Source organism: Wolbachia endosymbiont (group A) of Andrena helvola, from assembly GCF_964028415.1.
In the GTDB taxonomy this organism is placed as follows: domain Bacteria; phylum Pseudomonadota; class Alphaproteobacteria; order Rickettsiales; family Anaplasmataceae; genus Wolbachia; species Wolbachia pipientis.
Genome location: NZ_OZ034779.1, coordinates 869,249 through 892,849, shown reverse-complemented (window position 1 = coordinate 892,849; position 23,601 = coordinate 869,249). Strand labels below are relative to the sequence as shown.

Genomic DNA, 23,601 nt, shown 5'->3' with positions numbered 1-23,601 from the left:
TTATTATCTTGCTTTGTCTACCTTATTTTGCCGCTCCCCTGAACGGATACGGTTTAAGACATAAGATCCTTTTTCATAGCTATACTACGTTATCCAGCGTCTGGGCACTGGTTTCTTGGTACTTATTCCGCAATAATTTTTTTTTCCTTCAATAAACTTTGCAGTTCGCCTTTTTCGTACATCTCGCGAGTGATGTCGCAACCACCAATAAACTCTTCCTTTATATATAATTGTGGAATTGTTGGCCAATCAGAAAACTTTTTTATAGATTCACGTATTTCATCATTCTCCAACACGTTAATATACTTAAACTTCACGTTCAATTTTTTTAGGATTGACACGACGAGTCCAGAGAATCCGCATTGAGGAAAATCAGAAGTGCCTTTCATATACAATACCACATCATTTTCTGTTATATCTTTTTTTATTTGTTCAAAATTGCTCATAAATTCACCTTATTTTTAAGTATTAGTTTCCAGTTGCAAGGCGTGTATAGACTGACCTTCCAGAGCTTTATATACCATTTTATGCTGTTCTATTTTTGTCTTTCCAAGAAAACACTTGGAGTTTATTTTTAAATGATAATGGTCATCATCTCCAGCAAGATCATGAATCTTTATATCAGCGTCGGGGAACGATTGTTTGATGATCCTCTCTAATTCGTGAATTGCAATAGTCATTGATTTGCTTTAAATTACAATACTTTCATTATAAATCTAAAACGATTGAGCGCAATAAAAAGTTGCTATCATAAAAAATAGAAGCATACTATAATAATGGAATGACAAATTATGCAGGGAGGCTTTGTGGTGGGCGAAAGATTTAAATTCACATATCTATTGGTTTTGCTAACTTTTTCATTTAGGTGCTTATCTTACGATGATAAAATAAATAACTTAGAGAATGTTTACATCAAAGCTAACTATTTTGGAGCATTCTTCAATGCAATAGGTTCTCTAGAAGGAAAAGAAGATGCAGGTGACAATATAACAGAGGGGGTTTTTAGTTTTAATAAGAAGGAGCGAATTGAAGCTGGATACAGTCCTAAATATGTTCCAGGGTTTGCCGGTAGTGCTGCAATAGGGTATTTATTCAAAAATATGAGAGTTGAGTTTGAAGGCTTATATTCTCAGACTAACTTATATGATGAAGATTATTCAGATAAGAAAAAAGCAAGATATATTGAACTTCGTCGTCACAATGATGCGTCTACTGGAGCGGAATGCAATTCACCTTGGAGAAGTGGAAAGGTTGATATTCACATTCAAGAAAATTGTAGTGTTGAAGCAGAGTTCAGAGCTGCATTTAAGATGAAAAATGAAGGTTTTAATAACTTAGCTGGAATGGTCAATGTATATCGTGATTTTAATATAGCAAAAATGCCATTCACCCCATATGTTGGTATTGGTGCAGGTGTAACTAGGGTTAAATTTCTAGGAAAAACCAGATATGCCTTGGCTTACCAAGCAAAACTTGGTATCAATCACCAACTTACAGCACAAACTCAAGCATTTGCTGGTTTACGCTATTTTGGTATCCTTGATAACCAATTTAAAGATATTGTACCAGGAATAAAGATACTAGCTGGTGAAGGATATATTCCTGCCGGTGGAGGAAGTAAAGTTGATGAAACTGCACGTGTTGAATCAACAACTGCAATCATTACCAATAGGTTTGGCATATATGGCTTAGAGTTTGGGTTGGTTTATCACTTTTAACTTTATCCAATAAATTACATATGTGAAGATAGTAAATTCAGCGTGCTGAGAACATTAGAAAGACGAGATTTTAATTGATTTTCATATTTACTCCAATCTTGTATTGCCTTTCTTGCAACACCTGAATCAACTGCGGCTTTTGCAACAGCAGGAGCTACTATAGAAATTAGTCTTGGGTCAAATGGAGTAGGTATTATATATTCACGTCCATAGCCCATTTTACGACCGCCATAGACTGCAGATATCTCACCTGGTACTGGCTCACGGGCAAGCTTTGCTATTGCATCTGCAGCTGCAATTTTCATTTCATCATTTATTGTTGTTGCATGTACATCAAGTGCCCCTCTAAATATATAAGGAAAACCCATTACGTTGTTGACTTGGTTGTTGTAATCTGACCTACCAGTTGCAATTATTGCATCTGGCCTCACAGATTTTGCAAACTCAGGCCTTACTTCTGGATCGGGATTGGCAAGAGCAAAAATAATCGGGTCTTTGCCCATACTCTTTAACATCTCTTCATTTAACACATCTTTTGCAGATAGTCCGATGAATACATCAGCGCCTTTTATTGTATCAAGTAGAGAACGTTCGGAAGTATCAATTGCATACTTTTCCTTCCACTCATTCATATCCTCGTTTCTACCTTTGTATATTACTCCTTGCTTATCACACAGCACTATATTTTTAGCGCCCATGGACTTTAGTATTTCTAAACATGCAATACCGGCTGCTCCAGCACCATTCATAATGATCTTAACGTCCTCTAATTTCTTTCCAACAATATCAAGAGCATTTTCTATGCCAGCTGCAACAACCACCGCAGTTCCATGCTGGTCATCATGGAACACTGGAATATCCATCAGTTCATTCAGGCGTTTCTCTATTATAAAACAATCGGGAGATCTTATATCTTCTAAATTTATCCCCCCCCAACTTGGCCCAAGATACCTTACTGCATTGATGAAATCTTCTATATTTTCTGTACCAACTTCTATATCAACTGCATCAATATCAGCAAAACGCTTAAATAAAACAGCTTTGCCTTCCATGACAGGTTTTGCAGCAAGAGGACCGATATTACCAAGTCCAAGCACTGCAGTGCCATTTGAAATGACAGCAACACAGTTGCTTTTTGCTGTATAATCATAAACAACCTCAGGATTTTTAGCTATTTCAAGGCACGGAGCTGCAACACCAGGGGAATAAGCAAGTGACAAATCATACTGGGTAGATAAAGGTTTTGTTGGCATGATTGAAATTTTACCAGGGTTACCACCTCTGCTGTGATACTTAAGCGCTTCTTGTTTTGTGGTACTATCTAAATCATCGTTCATCATTACATCCTTATATTTTAAGCTTGTATTTTTTAAGTATATGGAGTTTTTATAAATGTTCAATTGTAAATTATTAACTTGTGAACTCTGTTGTACTTCTGTATAAGTTTACCTATTACGTAAGATGATATTACATGCTTAAAAAAAACGTGCCTAATTTGCTTACAATTTCTCGTGCACTTGCAATACCAGCAATAATATTAAGTTTTTATATAGAAAATAAATATGCAGGCCTGATAACAATATCAATCTTTGTGTTTGCGTGCATTACGGATTTTTTTGATGGTTACCTGGCGCGTGCGTGGAAAGTCCAATCAAAGTTTGGCAAGCTATTTGATCCAATTGCTGACAAATTAATAGTGGTTTCAACGATAATTATGCTAGTTTATAAGCATAAGATAAATGATTTTACAATAGTACCATCGATTATCATCATCTGTCGGGAGATATTAGTCTCGGGTTTACGGGAGTTTCTGATAGCTACAAATGTTAGTCTACCTGTAAGCAAAGCTGGAAAAATTAAAACATTTTTGCAGATGGTTGCTGTAGTAGCGCTAATAATGAACGATTATTATATGATTCAATATACAGGTGCGATTTGTTTATGGGTTGCAGCTATTATAACTATGTGGTCAGGCTATAATTATATCCTAGCCGGCATCAAATAGATTGATTAAATCTCCTAGGAAATAGTTAATAGACAAGAGTAGTTAATATCTTAGTGATATTGACTCAGAAAGCAAAAAGGTGTATAATTATATTAACTTACAACTAATTAGGTTAATATTATGAAAATACCTAGTGGCAAATTTTCTTCTACTAAAAAGGTTCCAGGAAAGAATAAGAAAAAAAGAGATTTTGAACCATTAGAAGAGTTTTTTTGGGATTTTTGGCCAACAGTTGATAAAGAAGTCAAAAGAGAAAGGCTAGAACAAGAACTATTAGCACTAAAAAAAAGAGAGCTATATAGAAAATGTGCATCATTGGCAACAATGGTCCCATTTACATTGCTGATGGCGATTGAACTGGAAAAAACATATAGCGATCAGGTATTACTTGGCGTGATAAGTGGCGCGCTAAGCCACACTATATTACCTTTTACAGTCTTATCTCTTATTTGTACGCTATATTTAATTTACAATAATAGGAAGATAGCACAAAAAGAACGAGAGTTGGAGATTATTGAAAATGGAGAGGAAGTAAAGGAAAAAGAGCACAATATTTCTGATATAGGTCAGTGTTTGATCTATATTGAGGCTATAACAACTGCACTGGTTATTGTAGGTATGATAATGGGTGAAACATCTTCACTTGAAGCAGCAGAGGATGCAATTTTATTTCTTGCCAATGCAATTGCTTTTCTTGCAACTCTTGTTTCTTATATTGATAAGCATGAAAAAAATAAGAAAAAGGAAACAGAAAAGTCTGATCTTGATGAGAAATCTAGCAAGAAAACTAGCAATATATCTGTAGCCGGATTGGCGCTTGCTGGTTCTTCTGTATTTTTAATAAGAAGGATAATGTTAATAGCATTAGCATCGTCCTTAAATCCTGCTGTTGGACCTACTTTAGGCTTGGTAGGTATTGCAATTTTTATGGCTGTACAGGTCTTAACTATACATTCCTACAGTAAGACGCTGAAAGATCCAAAAGTGGAAGGACGAGGTGAATCAAGAAATGCAGGTAGTTCTGACCGTAGTTATAAAGAAGAAGGACCGGCTATTGCCTAAGAAATTTATTTATTTAAGTAATATTTAGGTCTATACTTTATTTTGATCGAAAAAAATCTTATGTATAAGACTTTAATCACGTGCTTTATTTTCCTAATTTGCTCCTTTACACAATCGTATGCGGATGATCTTGAAAAAACTGAAACTGAACTATATGAAGAAGCAGTTGAACTTTTTGACCAGAAAAAATATAAACAAGCTATTAGGGCATTTCATAAGATAGAGGATTTGTATCCTTTTTCTTATTGGGCAATGAAAGCAAAATTATTATCTGGGGTCTCTCACTATAATATGGGTAACTATAGCAGTGCTGCAAGTGATATGGATGATTATATATATGTTTATTCAAATGGTGAAGATTTACCATATGTATACTACTTAAGAGTATTATCTTATTACATGCAAATTAATAAAGTGCAACTTGGACAGCAAACTGCATATAAAACTTTAGAGCTAGCCACTGAGTACATTAATCTCTTTCCAGGCAGCGAATATGTAGACGAGATAAAGGAAAGAGCAAAATTAATCACAGAACATATATCAACAAAAGAGTATTCTATCGGTAAATTTTACCTGAGGCGTGGTGAATATTTAGCAGCAATTAAGCGTTTCCAGAATATGGCAAGCTATAAGGATTCTAAATATTTTTCTAAGTCTATTAACCATTTAATAGCAGCCCATTCAGCTCTTGGCCTTGACTTAGAAGCTGAGCAGTATGAAAGTATGTTATTAGCAGAAAACCTGCAAGATGCCAAGCCGGAGGCTTGAAAATTTGCTTTAGCTTTTTCTATGCTTTGATATATAATTTAGATTTTTAACTATTTGAATATGGCTGGTCATTCACAATTTTCAAATATAAAACACCGGAAAGGTGCTCAGGATGCAAAGCGCTCTCAAAAATTTACGAAGCTGATTAGAGAAATAGCAGTTGCTGCAAAGCAAGGGCTACCCGAACTCAACCCGCGCCTTCGCTCTGCTATATTTGCTGCACGCAAGGAAAATCTACCAAAAGATAAAATAGAAACAGCAATAAAAAATGCAACTGGTAACGTTGCTGGAGAAAATTACGAGGAAATACAATATGAAGGTCATGGGCCTTCTGGCACTGCACTCATTGTCCATGCCTTGACTAATAGCCGCAACCGTACTGCTTCTGAGGTACGTTATATCTTTTCTCGTAAAGGTGGAAATTTAGGAGAAACAGGAAGTGTTAGTTACCTTTTCGATCATGTAGGCTTAATCGTCTATAAAGCAGAGGGTGTGAATTTTGATGATTTATTCAGTCATGGAATCGAATTAGAAGTATTGAATGTTGAGGAAAATGACAAAGAAGGATTACACGTTATAACTTGTGAAATAAAAGATTTTGGTAAAGTACGCGATGCCTTTTATGCAAAATTCGGAGAACCAGAACTTGCTCGTCTTTCATGGCAGCCAAAAGATCTGATTGAAATTAGCGATAAAGAGTTGATTGATAAATTATCTGCATTGGTTGAAGAATTAGAAGATAATGATGATGTACAGTATGTGGAAGGTAATTTTACTTTTGTTGATGCTGTTTAAATGATGAAGCTGATTGTATTTATGCTGCTCTTTATCTTACCGTTATATACCGCTGAAACATCAACAGATCTTGCACAGCCATTCCAGCATGGAATCAGAAAAAAAAAAGCTACTTTGACGACAGAAAGTGATAGAAAGTTGTTATTCATATCCAGTACCATAAAATCTTCCTTTTTTGCCACGGAAGGGTTGGCGCCAAATACAGTGGTGAAATTGATCAACATATATAAAGATTTCGGTGTTGATTTTAAAAAAGACATTGTGCCGAAGAGTAAATTGGAGGTTCTTTTTGAGAGATTGCCTAATAATCAGAAGACTGAAGAAAAAATTTTATATGCTTCACTGACAATAAACAAGAAAGCTATTAGTTTATATCATTATAAATCGCAAGACGGCAAAGAAAGATATTTTAATAAAGAAGGAATAAGCTTAAAAAATGGCGAAATTTTTGCAAATCCTTTAAATGGAGATTATCGCGTATCCTCGAAATTTGGTAATAGAAAGCACCCTATTCGCGGTAAAATTGTTTTTCACAAAGGAGTGGATTATGCAGCTAAACTTGGCACTCCCATATACGCTGCTGCAGAGGGTGTGATAGAATATATAGGAAAGAATGGTGGCTATGGAAATTACATCAAAATAAAACACAAAAATGAATATTCAACCTGTTACGCGCATGTAAGTAGATTTAGTGGCGATATAAAGTTAGGCTCTAAAGTAAAGCAGGGGCAGATCATCGCTTATGTTGGTAGCACTGGTGTTGCAACAGGACCCCATTTACATTACGAAGTTATATATAATGGCAAACACATTGATCCGCTTACGATAGCACATAAAACTGAAGTAAAATTGCCTGATCATGAATTAAGAGAGTTTAAACTATTTGTAAATAAGATAAATAAAACGATCAACAGAGAGGGTTCAAGTGAAAAAGAAGTTTAAAGACAATATGGATAAGAATACGATAAACGATAGAAATTTAAGTCAACTCCGGTTTTTTCCTGTACTAATAGCGCTAGGATTAATTTTATCGCTGCTTTTTTTGGCATATGACAGCACAATTGCACTTGGAGTTGCTGCCGTTTCAATTTTGACTTTTCTTCAAGGATTTTTTATTAATGACCCTAATGAAGCAAGAGTGATAGAATTTTTTGGTCATTATATTGGAACTTATTTTAAGTCTGGAATATGTGTAACGCTTCCCTTTTCAAGCAAATATATAGTTTCCCTAAAATTTCAAAATATCAACACAGAAAAAATAAAAGTGAATGATGCCAATGGAAGTCCAATAGAGATTTCAGCAGTGATTGTTTGGAGAGTAAATAGCCCTGCAAAGGCGTATTATAATGTTAACAACTATCACGAATTTGTTTTTGTACAAAGTGACTCAGTAATAAGAGAATTAGCTAGTAACTATCCGTATGACAGCGAGAGCAATGAGGAATCTTTACGTAAAAATTCTGATAAAATTTCAGATGAATTGCGGTCAATGTTACAACAAAGATTAGATATTGCAGGAATTGAGATTACAGAAGCAAGAATATCGCATTTGGCGTATTCGTCCGAGATTGCACAAGCAATGTTAAGGCGTCAACAAGCACATGCTATCACTTCGGCAAGAAGGCATATAGTGCAAAATGCAATAGGAATTGTCGAGGAAGTAATAGCTCATTTTGAAAAAAACAAAAGCTTACAATTAGATGGCAAGCAAAAGGTTCAATTGATAAATAATTTGTTGGTTGCCCTAATCTCTGAGCAAGATGCACAACCGACGATTAGTTTAGATAATAATTAGCATAGAAGCCGATTGGGTTTCATAAATGCAAGTCACTATTAATTTCTTGATTAATAGACTAAATGATGTTATAAATTACACGCATTAGGGGTGCTCTAGAAAAGCTGAGAGTACATAAAGTACAACCCTTTGAACCTGATATTGTTAAAGCAAGCGTAGGAAAATGTATGTATATAAATATTGAAGAATGCTTCGGCTTCATTGCGTTAATTGCATCTCTAATTGGATTATCACCTCAAGTATATAAAGCATATATCACTAAAGTTACTCGTGATGTATCGATGTTAATGTTAGTAAACTATCTTATTTGTTCATTGTCTTGGATTGGCTATGGTCTTTACCAGAGCTCAATTTTTGTGGTGCTTAGCAATATTGCTGGATTAGTGATTAGCATAATATCAATTATTCAAAAATGTTACTACGATGCAAAACCTGCACCATGATCATGTGCTGCACTGCAGTACACAACAACAATATCGTTCTATTGTAGTGCTAAATGGAAAAATACCGAGCTCATCGTTTTTTAAACGAGATATACCTATTATTGCTGTAGATGGAGGAGCAAACAAGCTTCTATCAATTGGCGTAAAACCTGATCTTGTAGTAGGAGATTTGGATAGCGTGAATCTGGATTTACGTGCTAATTTGAATACGATATATCTACCTGATCAAGATTATTGCGACTTTTCTAAAGCAATGGCTCACTTAAAAACAGTAAAGTTATTGCCATCAATAGTAACGGGTATTACTGGAGGAGCAATTGATCACATACTACAGAATATTAACATTTTTCTAAGTACGGGCAGTATCTTTTACACACCTTCACCTCCCATGGTAGGTTACACTTTACAAAAAGGTATTACCCATTTTTTTTCTTTGCCAAAAAATACTAAAATATCTTTACTTGGTATACCGAGAGCTCAAATATCAACTAAAGGATTAAAATGGGAACTGCACCTTAGTAATCTTGCTTTTCCGGGAAAAAATTCTTGCTTTAATCGAAGTTTAGGCAATAAGGTATCCGTAGAAGTACACAGTGGTATATGTCTAGCAATGATTTATTTAGAGACAGTAGATGATGCTGCAAGACATCATGTGCGTCAAGTTAAGAAGTAAATAGACTTCTTGCATAACCCAAACTAAGTAGAAAAAAGGTATCATCCAAGTAGCTGACACTGGTTCCTTTATGACGTGTCATTCCAGTTTCAGCTACTTGAATGACAGCAGTCCTACGTCATACCGCCGCGGTATCTCTTAGCCGCTAACAAGCAGCGGGATGACGAATTGCTTAACCGTCATTACACCGTCATACCGCGATTCATTCGCGGTATCTCTTAACATAGATCCCTTACTTAACCGTCATACCTTAACATAGATCCCCTACTATACCTTAACATAGATCCCGCTAACAAGCAGCGGGATGACGAGCTTATCGTCACGCCGCCGCGAACCGTCATACCGCGATTCATTCGCGGTATCTCTTAGCCGCTAACAAGCAGCGGGATGACGAATTACTTAACCATCATCTACACCGTCATACCGCGATTCATTCGCGGTATCTCAAAGCATAGATCCCGCTAACACGTAGCGGGATGACGATTGTCGTTTAGCTATAAACATTAAGAAATTTACCAAACGAAAAAAAAGGCAAAAGAAGCCCTGAGGTTATTATCCGCTTTAAAATATTGGCGTTTTTTATGTTTTAAACGCTTGACAAGCGAGATTCAGCCGCTTTTAATTGCAACTAACCTACGCTGCAAATGTTTAAGAAATTTACTAAGCAGAAAAAAAGACAAAGAATCCCCGAGTTAGCTAGTCTTTTACTATCTCTGTCGAGTATTGGCATTTTTTGATGTCTTGTAACGCTTTATAAGCGCGTTCAGCTTATTTAGATAAAAATCTAGATGTAGATGAAGTTTTGTAAAGACATACAGTATCTATATACTGCAAAAAATTGAACATAAGACGCCGATACATTAAGTAATCCTTACCTTTTAATCTGCAGATTGGCGAAAGCAAATACAATAGCTTCAGTTTCATGATAAGTGGGCTGGCGGAGTTTGTCAAGCAAGTTTTTTCGTTTCTACTGAATGACAGTTGTGGCTTGGGAGGTAGTGCAAGAAGTCTATTGTATTACTGAATTATTAATAATTCAGTAATAGTGCCTGCTATGTAGCTAAAATTTTCCTTTAACTTAAGCTATATGTAGCTAAAATAACTTGGGTTTACCGACAACCGTCATCCCGCTGCTTGTTAGCGGGATAACGCGGCGGTATGACCCTGACTTGCATTAGCTATGTATAATAAAGGGAATCTATGACAAAAGAATCATTGGTAAAAACTGATATAGTGAAAGTTGAAGACAAAAAGGCGGTAAGAAGCTTTTTTAAAATACTAGGTGGAGTGGCAGATGCTGTAAGATCGTGGATTGGTAACATCAGTCCTGATTTAAGCAACAGTCGCGATATCGATAGTTTAGTCTTGAAGATGAACGAGTGCTTAAATCCAAAGGGAGGGGAGGTTTCAGCACGTAAAAACGCTGTATCTCTTGGTAACTTGTACTTAAGCTTATCAGAGAAAGGTAAAATAAAATTTCTACAAACCCTGGCAGAAAAATTTAATCCGAATAAAGCGGAAATAGATGAGAAAATTAGAGAGTATAAGAAAAACCAAGATCCCGAGTTAAACTATAAATTTGAACAGGATTTAATAAAAATTCTTGAATCACCGCGTTCTAAAATATTGAAGCAATTTATTTCTTTACCAGAAGGCCTTAAGTTTATTGTTGATATGCGTTCTGACGTGCTTAAGCTAAAGAACCAATATAGAAGCTTGAATCCACTAGAAAGCGAATTAAAAAATATACTCTATACTTGGGTTGATGTTGATCTACTTGATCTTCGTCAAATCACCTGGGATTCACCTGCATCATTGTTAGAAAAACTTATAAAATATGAAGCTGTGCATAAAATTTCCTCTTGGGGCGACCTAAAAAACAGACTAGACTCTGATCGTCTCTGTTTTGCTTTTTTTCATTACAAGATACCAAACGAACCTCTAATTTTTGTAGAGGTTGCATTGGTGGATAAGATTGCAGATAGCATTCAACATCTTTTAGATGAGTCGGTACCTTCAAATGATCCAAGTAGTGCGAGCACTGCTATATTCTATTCAATATCAAATACTCAAGCAGGGTTATCTGGAATCAGCCTTGGTAATTTTTTGATCAAAAGGGTTGTAGAAAAGCTATCACAAGAGTTTAAAAGTATAAAAACATACGCAACTCTTTCTCCAATACCTGGCTTTACGAAATGGCTAAAAAACAATCTAAACCAAGATGTCACTTTATTGGGCAAACTAAATATAAAACAATCTAGTGCAGAAATTTTAGAAAGTGCAGAGCAATTAAAAACTAATGTTGAATGTACAAATGAAACTAAACAATACATGCTTAAACTATGTGCATATTATTTACTAAAAGTGAATAATAGTAATGGAAATACTTATGACCCGGTGGCGCATTTTCATTTAAGCAATGGCGCATCAATAAAACAATTAAACTGGATGGCGGATACTTCTGAAAAGGGTATTAGTCAGTCAGCCGGGATGATGGTAAATTATCTATATGAGTTGCCTAAAATAGATAATAATCATGAAAACTATATGGTTAATAAAGTGATTTCCTGCTCGAAAAAAGTGTCGTCTATGTTGAAGGAGTAAATAGTCTCTTAATAAAGGATTGCCCTCACAACACTTAGAATGTAAAATGGTTCTACTTAAGTAAAATAGCCATAAATGAACAACATAAGAAATTTTGCAATAATAGCGCATATAGACCACGGTAAGTCAACGCTTGCTGACCGTTTAATAGAGGAATGTAACGGCCTTGAAGCAAGAGAAATGACCAATCAAATACTCGATTCAATGGATATAGAACGCGAACGTGGGATTACAATTAAGGCACAGACGGTAAAACTCAATTATACGGCAAACGACGGTAATCAATATTGCCTAAATCTCATGGACACCCCAGGTCACGTTGACTTTTCTTACGAGGTAAGCCGAAGCTTAGCCGCATGTGAAGGTTCACTTTTAGTGGTAGATAGTAGCCAGGGCGTTGAAGCACAAACCCTTGCAAATGTATATAAAGCTATTGACAACAACCATGAAATAATAGTTGTGCTCAATAAAGTTGATCTTCCTGCTGCAGATCCAGAAGGGGTAAAACTCCAGGTTGAGGAAATAATCGGTATTGATGCAAGTGAGTCAGTTTTAATATCAGCAAAAACTGGACTTGGAATAAAAGATGTACTGGAAGCAATAGTAGCAAAACTTCCAGCTCCTCAAGGTGATGTCAATGCTCCATTGCAAGCAATTTTAGTTGATAGTTGGTATGACACTTACTTAGGAGTAGTAATTTTAGTGCGAGTTAAAAATGGAGTGCTAAAAAAAGGCATGAAAATTGTTATGATGTCTAATAATGCTACATATCAGATAGATAATATCGGTATTTTCACCCCTAAAAAAGTGATGACGGGTGAACTTTCAGCGGGTGAAGTTGGTTTTATAACTGCTTCAATGAAGGAAGTAGCAGACTGCAAGGTAGGAGACACTATCACTGAGGAAAAGAGACCTTGTAGTAAAGCACTTCCTGGATTTAAAGAAGTGCATCCTGTGGTATTTTGTAGCATTTTTCCTCATAAAACGGATGATTTTAAATATCTAAGAGAAGCTCTAGAAAAGTTACATTTAAATGATGCAAGTTTTACCTTCGAAGCTGAAACTTCAAATGCACTAGGCTATGGATTTCGTTGTGGTTTTTTGGGAATGTTGCATCTTGAAGTTATTCAAGAAAGGCTCGAGAGAGAATTTGATTTAGACCTAACAGCAACTGCACCGAGTGTTATATATAGGGTTACAACACGAAGTGGTGAAGTTTTGAATATTCATAACCCAAGTGATATGCCAGATCCAACGAAAATTGAAATTGTGGAAGAACCATGGATTACCGCAACCATAATGGTCCCTGACCAATACTTGGGAGAGATTCTATCTCTATGTGAAGAAAGGAGGGGAGAACAGGAGGATTTATCTTACATTGGTAACACAACAACAGCATTGTTAAGATATAAATTACCACTGTCTGAAGTTGTTTTTGACTTTTATGATCGATTAAAATCAATTTCCAAAGGATATGCAAGTTTGGATTGGGAAATTTCCAGCTATCTGGTAAGCCAAATAGATAAATTAAGCTTTTTAATTAATGGAGAGCCCGTAGATGCATTAGCCTGTATTGTTCACAAAAGTAGGGCAGAAAAAAGGGGGCGTGAAATATGTGCACGCTTGAAGGATCTAATACCACGTCAGCAATACAAAATCGCGATTCAAGCGGCAGTGGGCGGAAAAATCATTGCCAGAGAAACGATTAACCCATACAGAAAAGATGTAACAGCTAAACTCTATGGTGGGGATGTAACGCGAAGAATGAAGCTTTTAGAAAAGCAAAAGAAGGGTAAAAAAAGGTTACATTCTATAGGGAACGTAAATATTCCACAGAATGCTTTTATTCAAGCTTTGAAGATAAGTGATTGATCTTAAAAGACTTCTTGTATAGTTTTTGGCAACAACCGTTAGAAACGAAAAAACTTACTTGACAAACTCCGCCAGCGCCCTTATCATGAAACTGAAGCTATTTATTTATCTTCTCTGTACAGATTAAATGACAAAAAAACTCACGTATCTGGCGTCTCATGTTTAATTTTTTGCACTATGTGCACCTTATGTCTTTATCAAACTTCTACCTACATAAGCTGAAACGCGCTTATAAAGCGTTTAAAACATAAAAAAACGCCAACTTAAAAAATGGATAGTGAATAACTAGCTACCCTAGGGTTTCTTTTGCCTTTTTTTCTGTTTAGTAAATTTCTTAATGTTTCTAATTTAGATTAGTTGCGGTTTAAAAGCAACTGAATCGCGGTTATTAAGCATTTAGAATAAAAAAACGCCATACTTGAAAGTATAATGTAAGTAATTAGCCAACCACGGGGCTTCTTTTGCCTTTTTTTTCATTTGGTAAATTTCTTAATGTTTATGGCTAAACGACAACCGTCATCCCGCTACTTGTTAGCGGCTGAGATACCGCGGCGGTATGACGTAGGACTGCTGTCATCCCAGTGCTTGACACTGGGATCCAGTTGAGCTATTTCAACAAAAATACTGCATTTGAGATGAACGTTCCAGACTTATTTATAAATATAACAATTAAAGTCTGGATTCCAGCGTCAAGCACTGGAATAATATCGTTTACTATGTCTATATTACAATATTTGTGCAGTTGTGTGTCAACTACTTTTGTGGCACTGTTTGTTATTCAATCTTTATGCTAGTTTTACTAAAAATTATAGTATTTTAGGTATAATTGCAATATCTAAATTTAAGGTATAGAGATGAACCCTAGGAAAGTTTTTAATATTCTTTTTATAGTATTATTTATTTCTTTTTCTCATGTTGGGAGTGCTGCCGCTGACACTAATACTGATACAACTGCTCAAGTAATATGTAACATTATTGGCTACGTTTGGGGAATAGGCGGACCGCTTATGACCGTAGTGATAATAGGTGCAGCTTTGCTTGCGATATTTGGTAGAATGCCATGGCCAGCTCTTTTTGCACTCGGTATATTTTGTGCTGTATTTTTCGGTGCTAAAACTATCGTCATAAAAGTAATGGGTGGTATAGGCGGCACTGGAAATACTTCTTTGATGGACCAATGCGGAACAGGAGACACAAAAAAGAACTATTTTTTTCTAAAACAGACCTGATGCACGGCTTCAACTATATCTTCCACTTGCGGTAATGCTTTTTTTTCTAGATTTGCAGCGTAAGGTAAGGGGATGTCCTTGCCAGTTACACGTACAACTGGAGCATCAAGGTAGTCAAATCCTTGTTCCATAACAACGGCTGACAGCTCTGCTCCTATTCCTGCAAATGGCCATCCTTCTTCTACACTAACTAACCTATTAGTCTTCTGAATAGAGTTAATAACAGTTTGAGTGTCAAGTGGTCTTAAGGTTCTGAGGTCAATAACTTCAGCTTCTATACCTTCACTCGAAAGTAAATCTGCTGCATTTAAGGCATCCATTAATTTTAATGAAAAAGCAGTGATAGTTACATCCTTTCCTTCCCGTATAACAGCAGCTTTGCCTATCTCAAGTAGATAATCTTTGTTTGATAGCTCAGAGTCAGAAACTTCATGCTCATGTCCATAAGCTATTTCGTTTTCTAGAAATATTACCGGATTAGGGTCACGAATTGCAGCTTTAAGCAGACCTCTGCAATCTGAGGCAAAATAGGGTGCTATTACTTTTAACCCCGGTATATGCGAATACCAAGCTGCAAAGCATTGAGAATGTTGTGCAGCAACTCTTGCTGCAGCGCCATTTGGTCCACGAAATACTATAGGGCATCCAAGTTGTCCGCCTGACATATAATTTGTTTTTGCTGCGGAATTCACAATTTGGTCAATAGCTTGCATAGAAAAATTAAAAGTCATAAACTCGACTATTGGCTTTAATCCAGCAAATGCCGCTCCAACAGCAAGGCCAGCAAATCCATGTTCGGTAATAGGCGTATCAACTACTCTGTTTTCTCCAAACTCTTTCAGTAATCCTTTCGTTACTTTATAAGCACCATCATACTCTGCAACTTCTTCACCCATGATAAGCACATCAGAGTCGTTTTGCATTTCTTCTCTAATTGCTGTGCATAAAGCTTCTCTTACACTTAAGGTTGCCATTTATAAACTTTTATAGACTTTAACTAAAGTAACTATATCAGAATTACTGGGGGTAAGTAAAGTGTACAAATTAAGTTTTACAAACATCATGACCAACTCATTCCAAAAAAAAAATCTTCTCACGCTTGCTGGTTTTGGTTGCTAAAAATGATTGTATTGCTTGTGTTTTTAATAATATATACTGCTAAGTTAATAATAATTCACTTGGGAATAACAGAAAAATTCATGATAATTTTATATTTCAAATAGAATAAAATCCTTTTTATTGATACTGTCTTTTTTTGTAAAAAACATTCCTAACTTTTCCACCACTTTTTCTGGCTAAGGTCAGTATGACTTTTGCTTGAAATAACTGTTTATATGGTGCAATTTACAGCTTTTAGTTGCTAAAATTATAACTCTTAATTTAATAATTTTAATCCAGTAAGCTTTCAGGTTAATAAAATTAAATTATTTGAGTAAATGCAATACCATGTCTTTATTTGTGGGTAATAATAAGAATAACGAAGGTTGGCTCAACTACACTTCTATAATTTCAATTTTTATGTTAATGCTGTATAAAAGAAGTTTCTTTTGTCTGTGTCCACTTGTTTGAACCCAACCTTCTTTCTTGTTCTGGACTTAACACGTGAAGCGCGTAACTGAAATCTTCCTCACTCACTATAAGCCGTCTTTGCGCACCAGCGCTAATTTTTGCTTCATTCACTAATTGCTCTAACTCAGCCCCAGAATAGCCTTCAGTCTTGTCTGCAATGTCTTGGAGGCTTAGCTTTTCATCAGTTTTTGTACCTCGCATATAAAGTGCCAATATCTTTTGTCTCACCTCTATGTTTGGATTAGGGACATAAACCTTCTGACCTAAACGTCCAGGTCTAATAAGTGCTGGATCTATACCACCGATAAGGTTAGTTGCACCAATTACTATTATATCTTTTCTGCTCTTAAATCCATCTATTTCAGTTAACAACTGTGTTAAACTCTCTCGACAATGGTAAGCTGAGTTATTAGCGGTACTTCTTTTTTGTGCAACTGCATCTATTTCATCTATAAAGACTATACAAGGAGAATATTTTTTTGCTATTTTAAAAAGCTCGCGTACAGCATGTGCACCATGACCAATATATACTCCAATAAGTTCAGGACCTGAGATGCTTATGAAATTCATATTTGATTCACCTGCAATTGCACGAGCGATAAGTGTTTTACCATTTCCAGGAAGGCCATATAATATGTAACCTCTTAGTGAATTAATACTTTTATTTCCAAACAGCTTGCGCATTTCTTCTGTCATTTGGTCACAGCAAATCATCTGCAACCGTTGTTTTAAGGAGTCATCAATTATAGCATCAGCAAATGTTATTCTTTTATCATCTGAATTAGCTAATTCTATCGATATAGGCAGCTCTACTTCCTTTAGTTTGCTGAATACTTGATCATATACAAACCAAACAATAAAAAGGAGAACGACAAGTAACACACAAGGCATAGCTTCACTAACATAATGTGCAGCTAACTCATACCCTTTACTAAGCAACATTGTATGCATATAGGCAAACAAAAAAGCGATAGAGACAATAGTTGCCACGCATAGTAAACAGATTGAAATTCTTTTTAGTAATTCTGAAATTTCAATTTTTTTCATCTTAATACCTTATACCAATTTTAAACTAAGAATAATTTTATCTAGCTTACCTATTTTAGCTTGATTAGAGCGTTCAGAAAAATTATCAAGTACGTACTTTATTAAATACTAAAAACAATATATCACCATATTGTCACATACATCTTTAAAGTTTACCAAATTCATTTTCAAAAAACAAGATTTTATTATTAACCCGAATTCTGGATTAGATTTTAGGTAAATTATTGAAAGTCTTGAATTTTACTAAATTAGTAACTAGTCTTAAAATGCTTACTGCTTTATCGTAAATGCTAAAACAATAAGCTATTGATATTCTTGTTTTTTTTAATCTCCAATCCAGAATTCGGGTTAAAAACGCTAACTTGTATCTTCAAGAAGTAAGACATAATAGCTCTAAAATGTCTTGCAAGGAAAGGTAAAGCTGAACGCTAACTTATGCCAGAAAAATACCGTCTTGTTTGCCTTTTTGAGTAGTATCATCTTATTTTTCCTGTAAATTTTGTTTATAACGCCTAAGATTTACGATATTTTAATCCCGGTAGAATATCTTATAAAATCAGATTATATGTTATACCTATGGAAATAGATAACTTTCAGCAATATTACAACCAAGAAGAAATGAAGACAGTAACATTAGCTCAAATTTATAAAGACTTGGTAATAAAGATATTCGATATAGCCACAAGCAAAATGTAAGCTACTATTAATGGTATTATGGAAATAGCACCAACGATACCACCTACTATACCTACTACCAGAGGTGACGGAGTAGTAAGGCTTAATATAATAAGTGGGAGAGATATAATTGATAGTATTATAGAAATTACACCTACTGTTTTCAGAAGAGATAGAAATCCTTTTGAATCTAAGTGTTCTTTTTCCCTTAAATAATATAAAGAAAATGCTTATACACATTATAGCACAAAGTATTACTGCTGCTATTTTTATTATAGCTGCTGCTATAAGTGCTGCTAAATAAGCTATATTCATTGCAATTATCACACACCATAATAAAAAAGTCAACTCCATATGTTTAGGTTGTAAAATCCCAAAAAGCAGCCAGAATAGAATAAGCAAACATTTACGAATTGAATTTAGTGCAAACAAGGGTGTTGATATCAACCATACTCTGCAGAATCGCAATATGGTATGACTACATGCTTTTTATTGATTTGATTAACATAATCAGCAGAGAGTTTTGTTTTGCAAAAGATGTCTACAGTAACATACTGCAATTATTTGGAATTGTAGGGCTAGGTGCAATTGTAAGGCCACTTGGTGCATTCATATTTGGTCACGTTGGTGACAGGTATGGAAGGAGGATAGCATTAATAATTACTATCTTGCTAATATCGATACCATCAAGTCTCATTGCATTTATTCCAAGTCACAATCAAGTAGGTATAATTTCTACTATATTGCTTCTTGCAATCCATATAACACAAGGAATTGCACTTGGTGGTGAACAAGGAAGTTCTGTTTATCTTATAGAGCATTTATCCAGTAGGAAAGAGAACTTAGGGATGTATTTTGGAATGATGGGTTTTGGTCGCTCCATTGGCGTCTTGCTTTCTGCGGTGATAGTGATTATCTGCAAAAAAACTACTGATTTTTGTACCTGGGGTTGGAGATTGCCATTTATTTTCTCAGCTATTTTAGGATTAATTAGCGCGTATAGCATATACACATTGGGAGAAACTCCAGCATATGAAAAAAATCGAAAACAAAGAAATTTACCTGATTTGCCAATAATAGAGCTTATAAAACGCCACAAGAGAGCTCTTATACTTGCTATTTTAATATCTGTACCTGTTAATGTTGCTGTTGGATTTACCATATTTCTTCGAACTCTCGCAAAGGAAATAGCATCAGTGGATGTTTATGTAACAACATATATCAACGAAATTGTATTGATTATAACCAGTGTATTAATGCCGATATCTTCAATAGCGTTTGGAATGTTGGCTGATAAAGTTGGAAAAGAGCGCACTGCAATCTTATTTATAGCAATTACAATGGCACTGTGTTGTCCTGCGTTATCTATTGCATATTACTATAAAAATTATCTTGTGATTGCGTTGAGCGTAATGGTTCTCTCTATAATAGAAAGGGGTATAGTTCCCATAGGAATAGTTGCATCTGAACTCTTTCCTACCAATGTTAGATTTAGTGGTGTGAGCTTATCACGCAATATCTCTTATGCGTTACATGGAGGATTTACTCCTATGGTTTGTATTTGGTTGACTGTAACATTTCCTCAAACAAACCTTGCTGCTGGGCTTTATATAGTCTTCTGCTTGTTGATCAGTGTGGTAGCAATATTGCAAATAAAACCGCAAGATAAGAAATTTGATTGGTCTTAGTTTTCTCTTAAGTGTGTATTCTCCTAAGTTGAAAAAAGGTGTGAAAAATGCGCTAATCTCGCTAAATGAGAAAATTTTATTGCGGAAAAATTAGAACGATCAAAAACACATGCCATGATAAACTTTTTTATGCGTAACACTAATTTCTTATTCTATTCGTCTAAAAAAACAGTATTTCCAACTGTAAATTTAAGTCTTTACAAGCGTCACAAATATAGTATGATATAAGTTAGGCTTTATAGAGGGTATATGGCAACAGATACAGAAAATAATAATAGAATTAATATAGTACGTGAACAAGCAGGAAATGCTGTTCATTCAGATATTGCTTACTCAGAAAGAATACAAAAATCAGTAGAAAATGAAGCATTGTGTGATGCGTGGTCTAATTTTGAGTACTTTGAAGATGTGTTGAGAATAAAAAACAGCACCGATAGGGAAAACAGAATTAAGCAGCTTATCAAGGAAGATTTAGATATAAATGCTACAAAAAATGGCAAAACTATTCTAGACGTTGCTATAGAAAAAAAATGCTCATCAAAAGTTATAAGTTCATTAATAAGCAATGGCAGTAGGATTGATACTATAGATGCTAGCGATCGTACTGTACTGCATAGATCTGTTAGGAATGAAAATAGAAAAGTTGTTGAGTTGTTTTTAGAAGCTAATGAAAAAGAAGTGTCTCAGTACCTGGTAGCAAGGTTTTTGCCATTGTCTATGTTATGTCAAAAAATAGAAGTAAATGCTAAGGATAATGATGGTTGTACTGCTTTGGATTATGCTCAATATGGCAGTGAAATGTATAGCTTGCTGCAAAAATATGGAGCACAACATAGTGAAAAGTTTTTATACTCACGCAACCTTAATATAGGGGAATTAGATTTAAATAAACTTGTTTCTGACCATAACTACTGCTTTGATGTGCTTACAAAAGCATTAGAGATTGAGGACAGATGCGAAAAGGAAGAGGTTATAGATTGGTTGCTAAAAAATGGTGCTAACATTAATGTTAATAAAGGTGATCAAGCCCTACTGAGTGTTGCAGCTGAAAAAGGTGATGTTGAAAATGCTGTGCTATTGCTTGAAAGGGGGAGCACATGAAGGAGTAAATTCTCAAGATGCTGAAGGAAGAACGTTATTACTAAATGCAATTATTCAAGATAAGTTGGGCCATGCAAAATATCTCATAAAACAAAGAGTTAACGTTAATATACCAGATAATAATGGAAATAGCTCACTACACTACGCTGTTGTCAATTTTATTAAGCAGCGCTTAATTGAATGTGATGAAACCTATACAGCTAACGCTACTTTTTATGATTTTCTTAAGAATGGTGCAGATCTCTATATCAAAAATCATGATAACCTTACAGCATTTGAATATGCTTTTCACGCAAGAATAGCTCCTAGGGAAGCTGTTTATTTATTCAAGCTATATATAGAAAGAGGTGATCAGAGTGAAAACATGCAGTTAGTAAAAAATTTCAAATTGCCTTCTGGTGAAACACTATTGGAGTATTTTTTCAACAATAAATTATTTGATAGTGCTCAATCTTGTATAGATCTAGGAGCAAATGTTTCGCATAATGGGTCATCTTTACTGATACAAGCTCTTCAGAATCGAGATATAGAAGGTATCGGGTTTCTTTTACGAAACAGAGCAGACATTCCAAATAACGCAAACATTTCAAATAATAAGAAAAACTGTAAGTTGTATTTCCAAGTAGCGGTTGGATGTGTAGCGATGTTTTCGCTTGGTATGGGAGCTGCAGCCACGTTTACTCTAATTAAAATGTCTCCGCTAGTGTTAGTAATAGTAGCTGTGACCTTCTTTTTGACTGCAATAGCATCTATGTCTCTGTTTGTATTATATAAAAAAGTAAAAGGGGAACGCAAACACGAGGTAATTGTTAATAATGCTGTATTTAACATAAGTCTAGAAGAAGCAGCTAATGATTTGTTTAGCGGGTTATCAACTATAGCAGAAAGAGGAGCAGAAGCAGGTGCACTATACCTGGAAGTAAAGGAAAAGACTGAAAGTGTAGCTAAAAAAATGACATCCAAAAAGGAATTAATTGAAGCAAGATTTCAAAATATACAAGAAAATTTCATTAATAAGTTAAGTAATTTTGAAGAACTTCAAGGTGCTAGAGATTCTAGTACTTTAAAGAAATTCTATGCTGCTGTTAAAGATGTTCTAAAGATACGCTCCAGCATTCCTATTTCCAATTTACATCTATTATCGCTTGTTTACCATTTATCATTGGAAGTATCATATGCTATTTTTCAGGCAATAACTGATCCAACTCTTGGAAGTACAATTTTAACTGCCATAAGTGAAAGAAAATTGCCTGAAGATAAGCAGTGGGCTAAGGTATTAAAAAATACAGTACCAAACTTAATAAGAAATCAAGAAGTTGTGCGGAATGTTATAGTACCAACTCTTACTGATATTTTAAAGAGCCTATCAGAATCAAGAGAAGAAAGAAAATTTATAATCTATACTCTGGTCTGCCTGAAAGAAGTGATTGATGAAGTTTATACGACATCGGTACAAGAGTCATTGTATAGGATATTAGGAGTAGAACTTGCAAATGGTCTAAATGGTATGGTACAGGCAATAAGTAACCTATTAGGCTGCTATGGACACGAAGAAGTAGAACGTGCAAGAACCGCAAATGAGTTAGATTACAGAGTAGGTAAACTTACACCTGAAGAAACGCAGCAATTCGTTATAAACTTAGGAGAGAGAGTAGGATCTCTCAGGGAGTTTGAGGGTCGAGTTACAAATAAACAGTCAATTAGTAAATTGATAGATTATTGTTTGGACCCAAAACTGAATGATAGGGAAGCAGCCGCAACACTATTAAATTATATACTCACATGTACTGAAGATGGTCGTTATTTGGCCGCTGAAGCTGGTACTAATAATAATTTATCTAGCAACTCTAATGTTGTACTTATTACGCACGTGGCAGCAAATCGATCTGCACAGTTAGACTAGAGGCGGCTATATGGAAAAAAGTGAAGATAGTTTCAGAGATAAGCAAGCAAATGACAATTGATAGACTTAGAGGTTGTCCGGAAACTAGTAAATTCAAGCATATTCCCTCTTTAACATAACCCTACTCATAGCTAGGTATATGAAATTCTCAGTGGATGTTGTGAGTAAATCATACTCCTTCGATAGCCTTCTATTCCTATTAACTGTAATAGTTCAGACTTGATCTGACAGGCGAACAAAGTAAGATAAAAATATGAATAAATTTTAAAGGAGTGTCAGATATGAGTACAACACAAGAAAAAATACTAAAACCAAAGTTGGGATTGCTAGAACTTGCAAAGCAATTAGGAAATGTATCACAGGCGTGTAAGGTAATGGGATATTCAAGGGATACATTTTACCGCTTCAAAGAACTGTATGAAAAAGGAGGAGAAGAGGCTTTACACGAGATAAGCAAAAGCAAGCCATTATATGCAAATAGGGTATCGGAGGATATAGAAAAAGCAGTAATTGAAATAGCAATAGAATTTCCAGCGTATGGACAAGAAAGAGCAGCAAACGAACTGAAAAAGAGAGGAATTCTCATCTCTGCAAGTGGAATAAGATCCATACGCGTCAAGTTAAGGAAATAAAGGTATGAAAGAGATAGAATAA

The 23,601-nt window shown here is 35.1% G+C and carries 21 protein-coding genes, 2 pseudogenes and 1 riboswitch; of the genes and pseudogenes, 17 read left to right on the top strand and 6 right to left on the bottom strand.

The window, feature by feature from the left end; translation table 11 throughout:
• Positions 1–122: 122 nt before the first annotated feature.
• Both grxD and ABWU73_RS04630 read right to left on the bottom strand, forming a co-directional pair.
• On the bottom strand, positions 123–446 hold the full coding sequence (grxD, locus tag ABWU73_RS04635) for a Grx4 family monothiol glutaredoxin (RefSeq protein WP_006280013.1): 324 nt from the start codon (positions 444–446) through the stop codon (positions 123–125).
• 15 nt (positions 447–461) lie between these two features.
• Entirely contained in the window at positions 462–680 is a 219-nt protein-coding gene (locus ABWU73_RS04630; protein WP_006280012.1) for a BolA/IbaG family iron-sulfur metabolism protein, read from the bottom strand.
• Between the two features lie 111 nt (positions 681–791).
• Between ABWU73_RS04630 and ABWU73_RS04625 the strand changes: the two genes are divergently transcribed.
• Positions 792–1,718: a P44/Msp2 family outer membrane protein gene (locus ABWU73_RS04625; RefSeq protein ID WP_265017703.1), complete on the top strand. Its 927-nt coding sequence runs from the start codon at positions 792–794 to the stop codon at positions 1,716–1,718.
• 14 nt (positions 1,719–1,732) lie between these two features.
• On the opposite strand, the gene ABWU73_RS04620 is transcribed toward ABWU73_RS04625, so the two are convergent.
• Complete coding sequence (locus ABWU73_RS04620) at positions 1,733–3,055, bottom strand: malic enzyme-like NAD(P)-binding protein (protein WP_264329853.1); 1,323 nt, start codon at positions 3,053–3,055, stop codon at positions 1,733–1,735.
• A gap of 134 nt (positions 3,056–3,189) precedes the next feature.
• On the opposite strand from ABWU73_RS04620, the gene pgsA reads away from it, so the two are divergent.
• From pgsA to ABWU73_RS04565, 11 genes are all read left to right on the top strand, one after another.
• Positions 3,190–3,723: a CDP-diacylglycerol--glycerol-3-phosphate 3-phosphatidyltransferase gene (pgsA, locus tag ABWU73_RS04615; RefSeq protein WP_010962629.1), complete on the top strand. Its 534-nt coding sequence runs from the start codon at positions 3,190–3,192 to the stop codon at positions 3,721–3,723.
• A 120-nt stretch (positions 3,724–3,843) separates the two neighbouring features.
• Positions 3,844–4,785, top strand: coding sequence for a hypothetical protein (locus tag ABWU73_RS04610; RefSeq protein WP_010962628.1), 942 nt, complete (start codon positions 3,844–3,846; stop codon positions 4,783–4,785).
• A gap of 60 nt (positions 4,786–4,845) precedes the next feature.
• Entirely contained in the window at positions 4,846–5,553 is a 708-nt protein-coding gene (locus tag ABWU73_RS04605; RefSeq protein WP_213862790.1) for an outer membrane protein assembly factor BamD, read from the top strand.
• A gap of 60 nt (positions 5,554–5,613) precedes the next feature.
• Positions 5,614–6,348: a YebC/PmpR family DNA-binding transcriptional regulator gene (locus tag ABWU73_RS04600; RefSeq protein ID WP_341810146.1), complete on the top strand. Its 735-nt coding sequence runs from the start codon at positions 5,614–5,616 to the stop codon at positions 6,346–6,348.
• 3 nt (positions 6,349–6,351) lie between these two features.
• Positions 6,352–7,290: a M23 family metallopeptidase gene (locus ABWU73_RS04595; protein ID WP_264329854.1), complete on the top strand. Its 939-nt coding sequence runs from the start codon at positions 6,352–6,354 to the stop codon at positions 7,288–7,290.
• 7 nt (positions 7,291–7,297) lie between these two features.
• A complete protein-coding gene (locus ABWU73_RS04590) occupies positions 7,298–8,143 on the top strand; it encodes an SPFH domain-containing protein (RefSeq protein WP_265017881.1) in 846 nt (281 codons plus the stop codon).
• Between the two features lie 76 nt (positions 8,144–8,219).
• A riboswitch (TPP riboswitch) is annotated at positions 8,220–8,322 on the top strand.
• A complete protein-coding gene (locus tag ABWU73_RS04585) occupies positions 8,311–8,586 on the top strand; it encodes a SemiSWEET family sugar transporter (RefSeq protein WP_006280002.1) in 276 nt (91 codons plus the stop codon). Its footprint overlaps the riboswitch before it by 12 nt.
• Positions 8,567–9,259 carry a thiamine diphosphokinase gene (locus tag ABWU73_RS04580; RefSeq protein WP_010962623.1) on the top strand — a complete coding sequence of 231 codons (693 nt, stop codon included), beginning with the start codon at positions 8,567–8,569 and terminating at the stop codon, positions 9,257–9,259. Before ABWU73_RS04585 ends, ABWU73_RS04580 begins: the two co-directional genes overlap by 20 nt.
• A 1,200-nt stretch (positions 9,260–10,459) precedes the next feature.
• Entirely contained in the window at positions 10,460–11,863 is a 1,404-nt protein-coding gene (locus ABWU73_RS04575; RefSeq protein WP_264329680.1) for a malonyl-CoA decarboxylase, read from the top strand.
• A gap of 75 nt (positions 11,864–11,938) precedes the next feature.
• On the top strand, positions 11,939–13,735 hold the full coding sequence (lepA, locus tag ABWU73_RS04570) for a translation elongation factor 4 (RefSeq protein WP_264329681.1): 1,797 nt from the start codon (positions 11,939–11,941) through the stop codon (positions 13,733–13,735).
• A gap of 854 nt (positions 13,736–14,589) precedes the next feature.
• Positions 14,590–14,964: a TrbC/VirB2 family protein gene (locus ABWU73_RS04565; RefSeq protein ID WP_006279664.1), complete on the top strand. Its 375-nt coding sequence runs from the start codon at positions 14,590–14,592 to the stop codon at positions 14,962–14,964.
• On the opposite strand, the gene ABWU73_RS04560 is transcribed toward ABWU73_RS04565, so the two are convergent.
• Together ABWU73_RS04560 and ABWU73_RS04555 are read right to left on the bottom strand one after the other, a co-directional pair.
• Positions 14,940–15,938 (bottom strand): pyruvate dehydrogenase complex E1 component subunit beta, encoded by a 999-nt coding sequence (locus tag ABWU73_RS04560; RefSeq protein WP_012673123.1) that lies wholly within the window; start codon positions 15,936–15,938, stop codon positions 14,940–14,942. The genes ABWU73_RS04565 and ABWU73_RS04560 overlap by 25 nt on opposite strands.
• Positions 15,939–16,485: 547 nt before the next feature.
• Positions 16,486–17,580, bottom strand: coding sequence for an ATP-binding protein (locus tag ABWU73_RS04555; RefSeq protein WP_264329682.1), 1,095 nt, complete (start codon positions 17,578–17,580; stop codon positions 16,486–16,488).
• Between the two features lie 714 nt (positions 17,581–18,294).
• Between ABWU73_RS04555 and ABWU73_RS04550 the strand changes: the two genes are divergently transcribed.
• The 4 genes from ABWU73_RS04550 to ABWU73_RS04535 all read left to right on the top strand — a co-directional run bounded on the left by ABWU73_RS04550 (position 18,295) and on the right by ABWU73_RS04535 (position 22,947).
• Positions 18,295–18,471: a hypothetical protein gene (locus tag ABWU73_RS04550; RefSeq protein WP_174930852.1), complete on the top strand. Its 177-nt coding sequence runs from the start codon at positions 18,295–18,297 to the stop codon at positions 18,469–18,471.
• A 266-nt stretch (positions 18,472–18,737) separates the two neighbouring features.
• On the top strand, positions 18,738–19,943 hold the full coding sequence (locus ABWU73_RS04545; protein WP_244663081.1) for an MFS transporter: 1,206 nt from the start codon (positions 18,738–18,740) through the stop codon (positions 19,941–19,943).
• 249 nt (positions 19,944–20,192) lie between these two features.
• Positions 20,193–21,044 (top strand): ankyrin repeat domain-containing protein, encoded by an 852-nt coding sequence (locus ABWU73_RS04540; RefSeq protein ID WP_264329683.1) that lies wholly within the window; start codon positions 20,193–20,195, stop codon positions 21,042–21,044.
• Positions 21,001–22,947, top strand: a complete 1,947-nt coding sequence (locus ABWU73_RS04535; protein ID WP_353285525.1) for an ankyrin repeat domain-containing protein — start codon at positions 21,001–21,003, stop codon at positions 22,945–22,947. The genes ABWU73_RS04540 and ABWU73_RS04535 overlap by 44 nt, the downstream gene beginning before the upstream one ends.
• A gap of 93 nt (positions 22,948–23,040) precedes the next feature.
• Here the strand turns inward: ABWU73_RS04535 and ABWU73_RS04530 are convergent.
• Positions 23,041–23,151 (bottom strand): annotated as a pseudogene (locus tag ABWU73_RS04530) (IS5 family transposase); the annotation flags it as partial.
• Positions 23,152–23,228: 77 nt separating this feature from the next.
• Here ABWU73_RS04530 and ABWU73_RS04525 point away from each other — a divergent pair.
• A pseudogene (locus ABWU73_RS04525) lies at positions 23,229–23,558 on the top strand (helix-turn-helix domain-containing protein); the annotation flags it as partial.
• Positions 23,559–23,601 lie beyond the last annotated feature (43 nt).

What these genes read in the sequence shown, in the direction of transcription:
- grxD (WP_006280013.1), bottom strand. Translation starts at nt 446, where the DNA reads ATGAGCAATTTTGAACAAATAAAAAAAGATATAACAGAAAATGATGTG.
- ABWU73_RS04630 (WP_006280012.1), bottom strand. Translation starts at nt 680, where the DNA reads ATGACTATTGCAATTCACGAATTAGAGAGGATCATCAAACAATCGTTC.
- ABWU73_RS04625 (WP_265017703.1), top strand. Translation starts at nt 792, where the DNA reads ATGCAGGGAGGCTTTGTGGTGGGCGAAAGATTTAAATTCACATATCTA.
- ABWU73_RS04620 (WP_264329853.1), bottom strand. Translation starts at nt 3,055, where the DNA reads ATGAACGATGATTTAGATAGTACCACAAAACAAGAAGCGCTTAAGTAT.
- pgsA (WP_010962629.1), top strand. Translation starts at nt 3,190, where the DNA reads ATGCTTAAAAAAAACGTGCCTAATTTGCTTACAATTTCTCGTGCACTT.
- ABWU73_RS04610 (WP_010962628.1), top strand. Translation starts at nt 3,844, where the DNA reads ATGAAAATACCTAGTGGCAAATTTTCTTCTACTAAAAAGGTTCCAGGA.
- ABWU73_RS04605 (WP_213862790.1), top strand. Translation starts at nt 4,846, where the DNA reads ATGTATAAGACTTTAATCACGTGCTTTATTTTCCTAATTTGCTCCTTT.
- ABWU73_RS04600 (WP_341810146.1), top strand. Translation starts at nt 5,614, where the DNA reads ATGGCTGGTCATTCACAATTTTCAAATATAAAACACCGGAAAGGTGCT.
- ABWU73_RS04595 (WP_264329854.1), top strand. Translation starts at nt 6,352, where the DNA reads ATGAAGCTGATTGTATTTATGCTGCTCTTTATCTTACCGTTATATACC.
- ABWU73_RS04590 (WP_265017881.1), top strand. Translation starts at nt 7,298, where the DNA reads ATGGATAAGAATACGATAAACGATAGAAATTTAAGTCAACTCCGGTTT.
- ABWU73_RS04585 (WP_006280002.1), top strand. Translation starts at nt 8,311, where the DNA reads ATGTATATAAATATTGAAGAATGCTTCGGCTTCATTGCGTTAATTGCA.
- ABWU73_RS04580 (WP_010962623.1), top strand. Translation starts at nt 8,567, where the DNA reads ATGCAAAACCTGCACCATGATCATGTGCTGCACTGCAGTACACAACAA.
- ABWU73_RS04575 (WP_264329680.1), top strand. Translation starts at nt 10,460, where the DNA reads ATGACAAAAGAATCATTGGTAAAAACTGATATAGTGAAAGTTGAAGAC.
- lepA (WP_264329681.1), top strand. Translation starts at nt 11,939, where the DNA reads ATGAACAACATAAGAAATTTTGCAATAATAGCGCATATAGACCACGGT.
- ABWU73_RS04565 (WP_006279664.1), top strand. Translation starts at nt 14,590, where the DNA reads ATGAACCCTAGGAAAGTTTTTAATATTCTTTTTATAGTATTATTTATT.
- ABWU73_RS04560 (WP_012673123.1), bottom strand. Translation starts at nt 15,938, where the DNA reads ATGGCAACCTTAAGTGTAAGAGAAGCTTTATGCACAGCAATTAGAGAA.
- ABWU73_RS04555 (WP_264329682.1), bottom strand. Translation starts at nt 17,580, where the DNA reads ATGAAAAAAATTGAAATTTCAGAATTACTAAAAAGAATTTCAATCTGT.
- ABWU73_RS04550 (WP_174930852.1), top strand. Translation starts at nt 18,295, where the DNA reads ATGGAAATAGCACCAACGATACCACCTACTATACCTACTACCAGAGGT.
- ABWU73_RS04545 (WP_244663081.1), top strand. Translation starts at nt 18,738, where the DNA reads ATGCTTTTTATTGATTTGATTAACATAATCAGCAGAGAGTTTTGTTTT.
- ABWU73_RS04540 (WP_264329683.1), top strand. Translation starts at nt 20,193, where the DNA reads ATGGCAACAGATACAGAAAATAATAATAGAATTAATATAGTACGTGAA.
- ABWU73_RS04535 (WP_353285525.1), top strand. Translation starts at nt 21,001, where the DNA reads ATGTTGAAAATGCTGTGCTATTGCTTGAAAGGGGGAGCACATGAAGGA.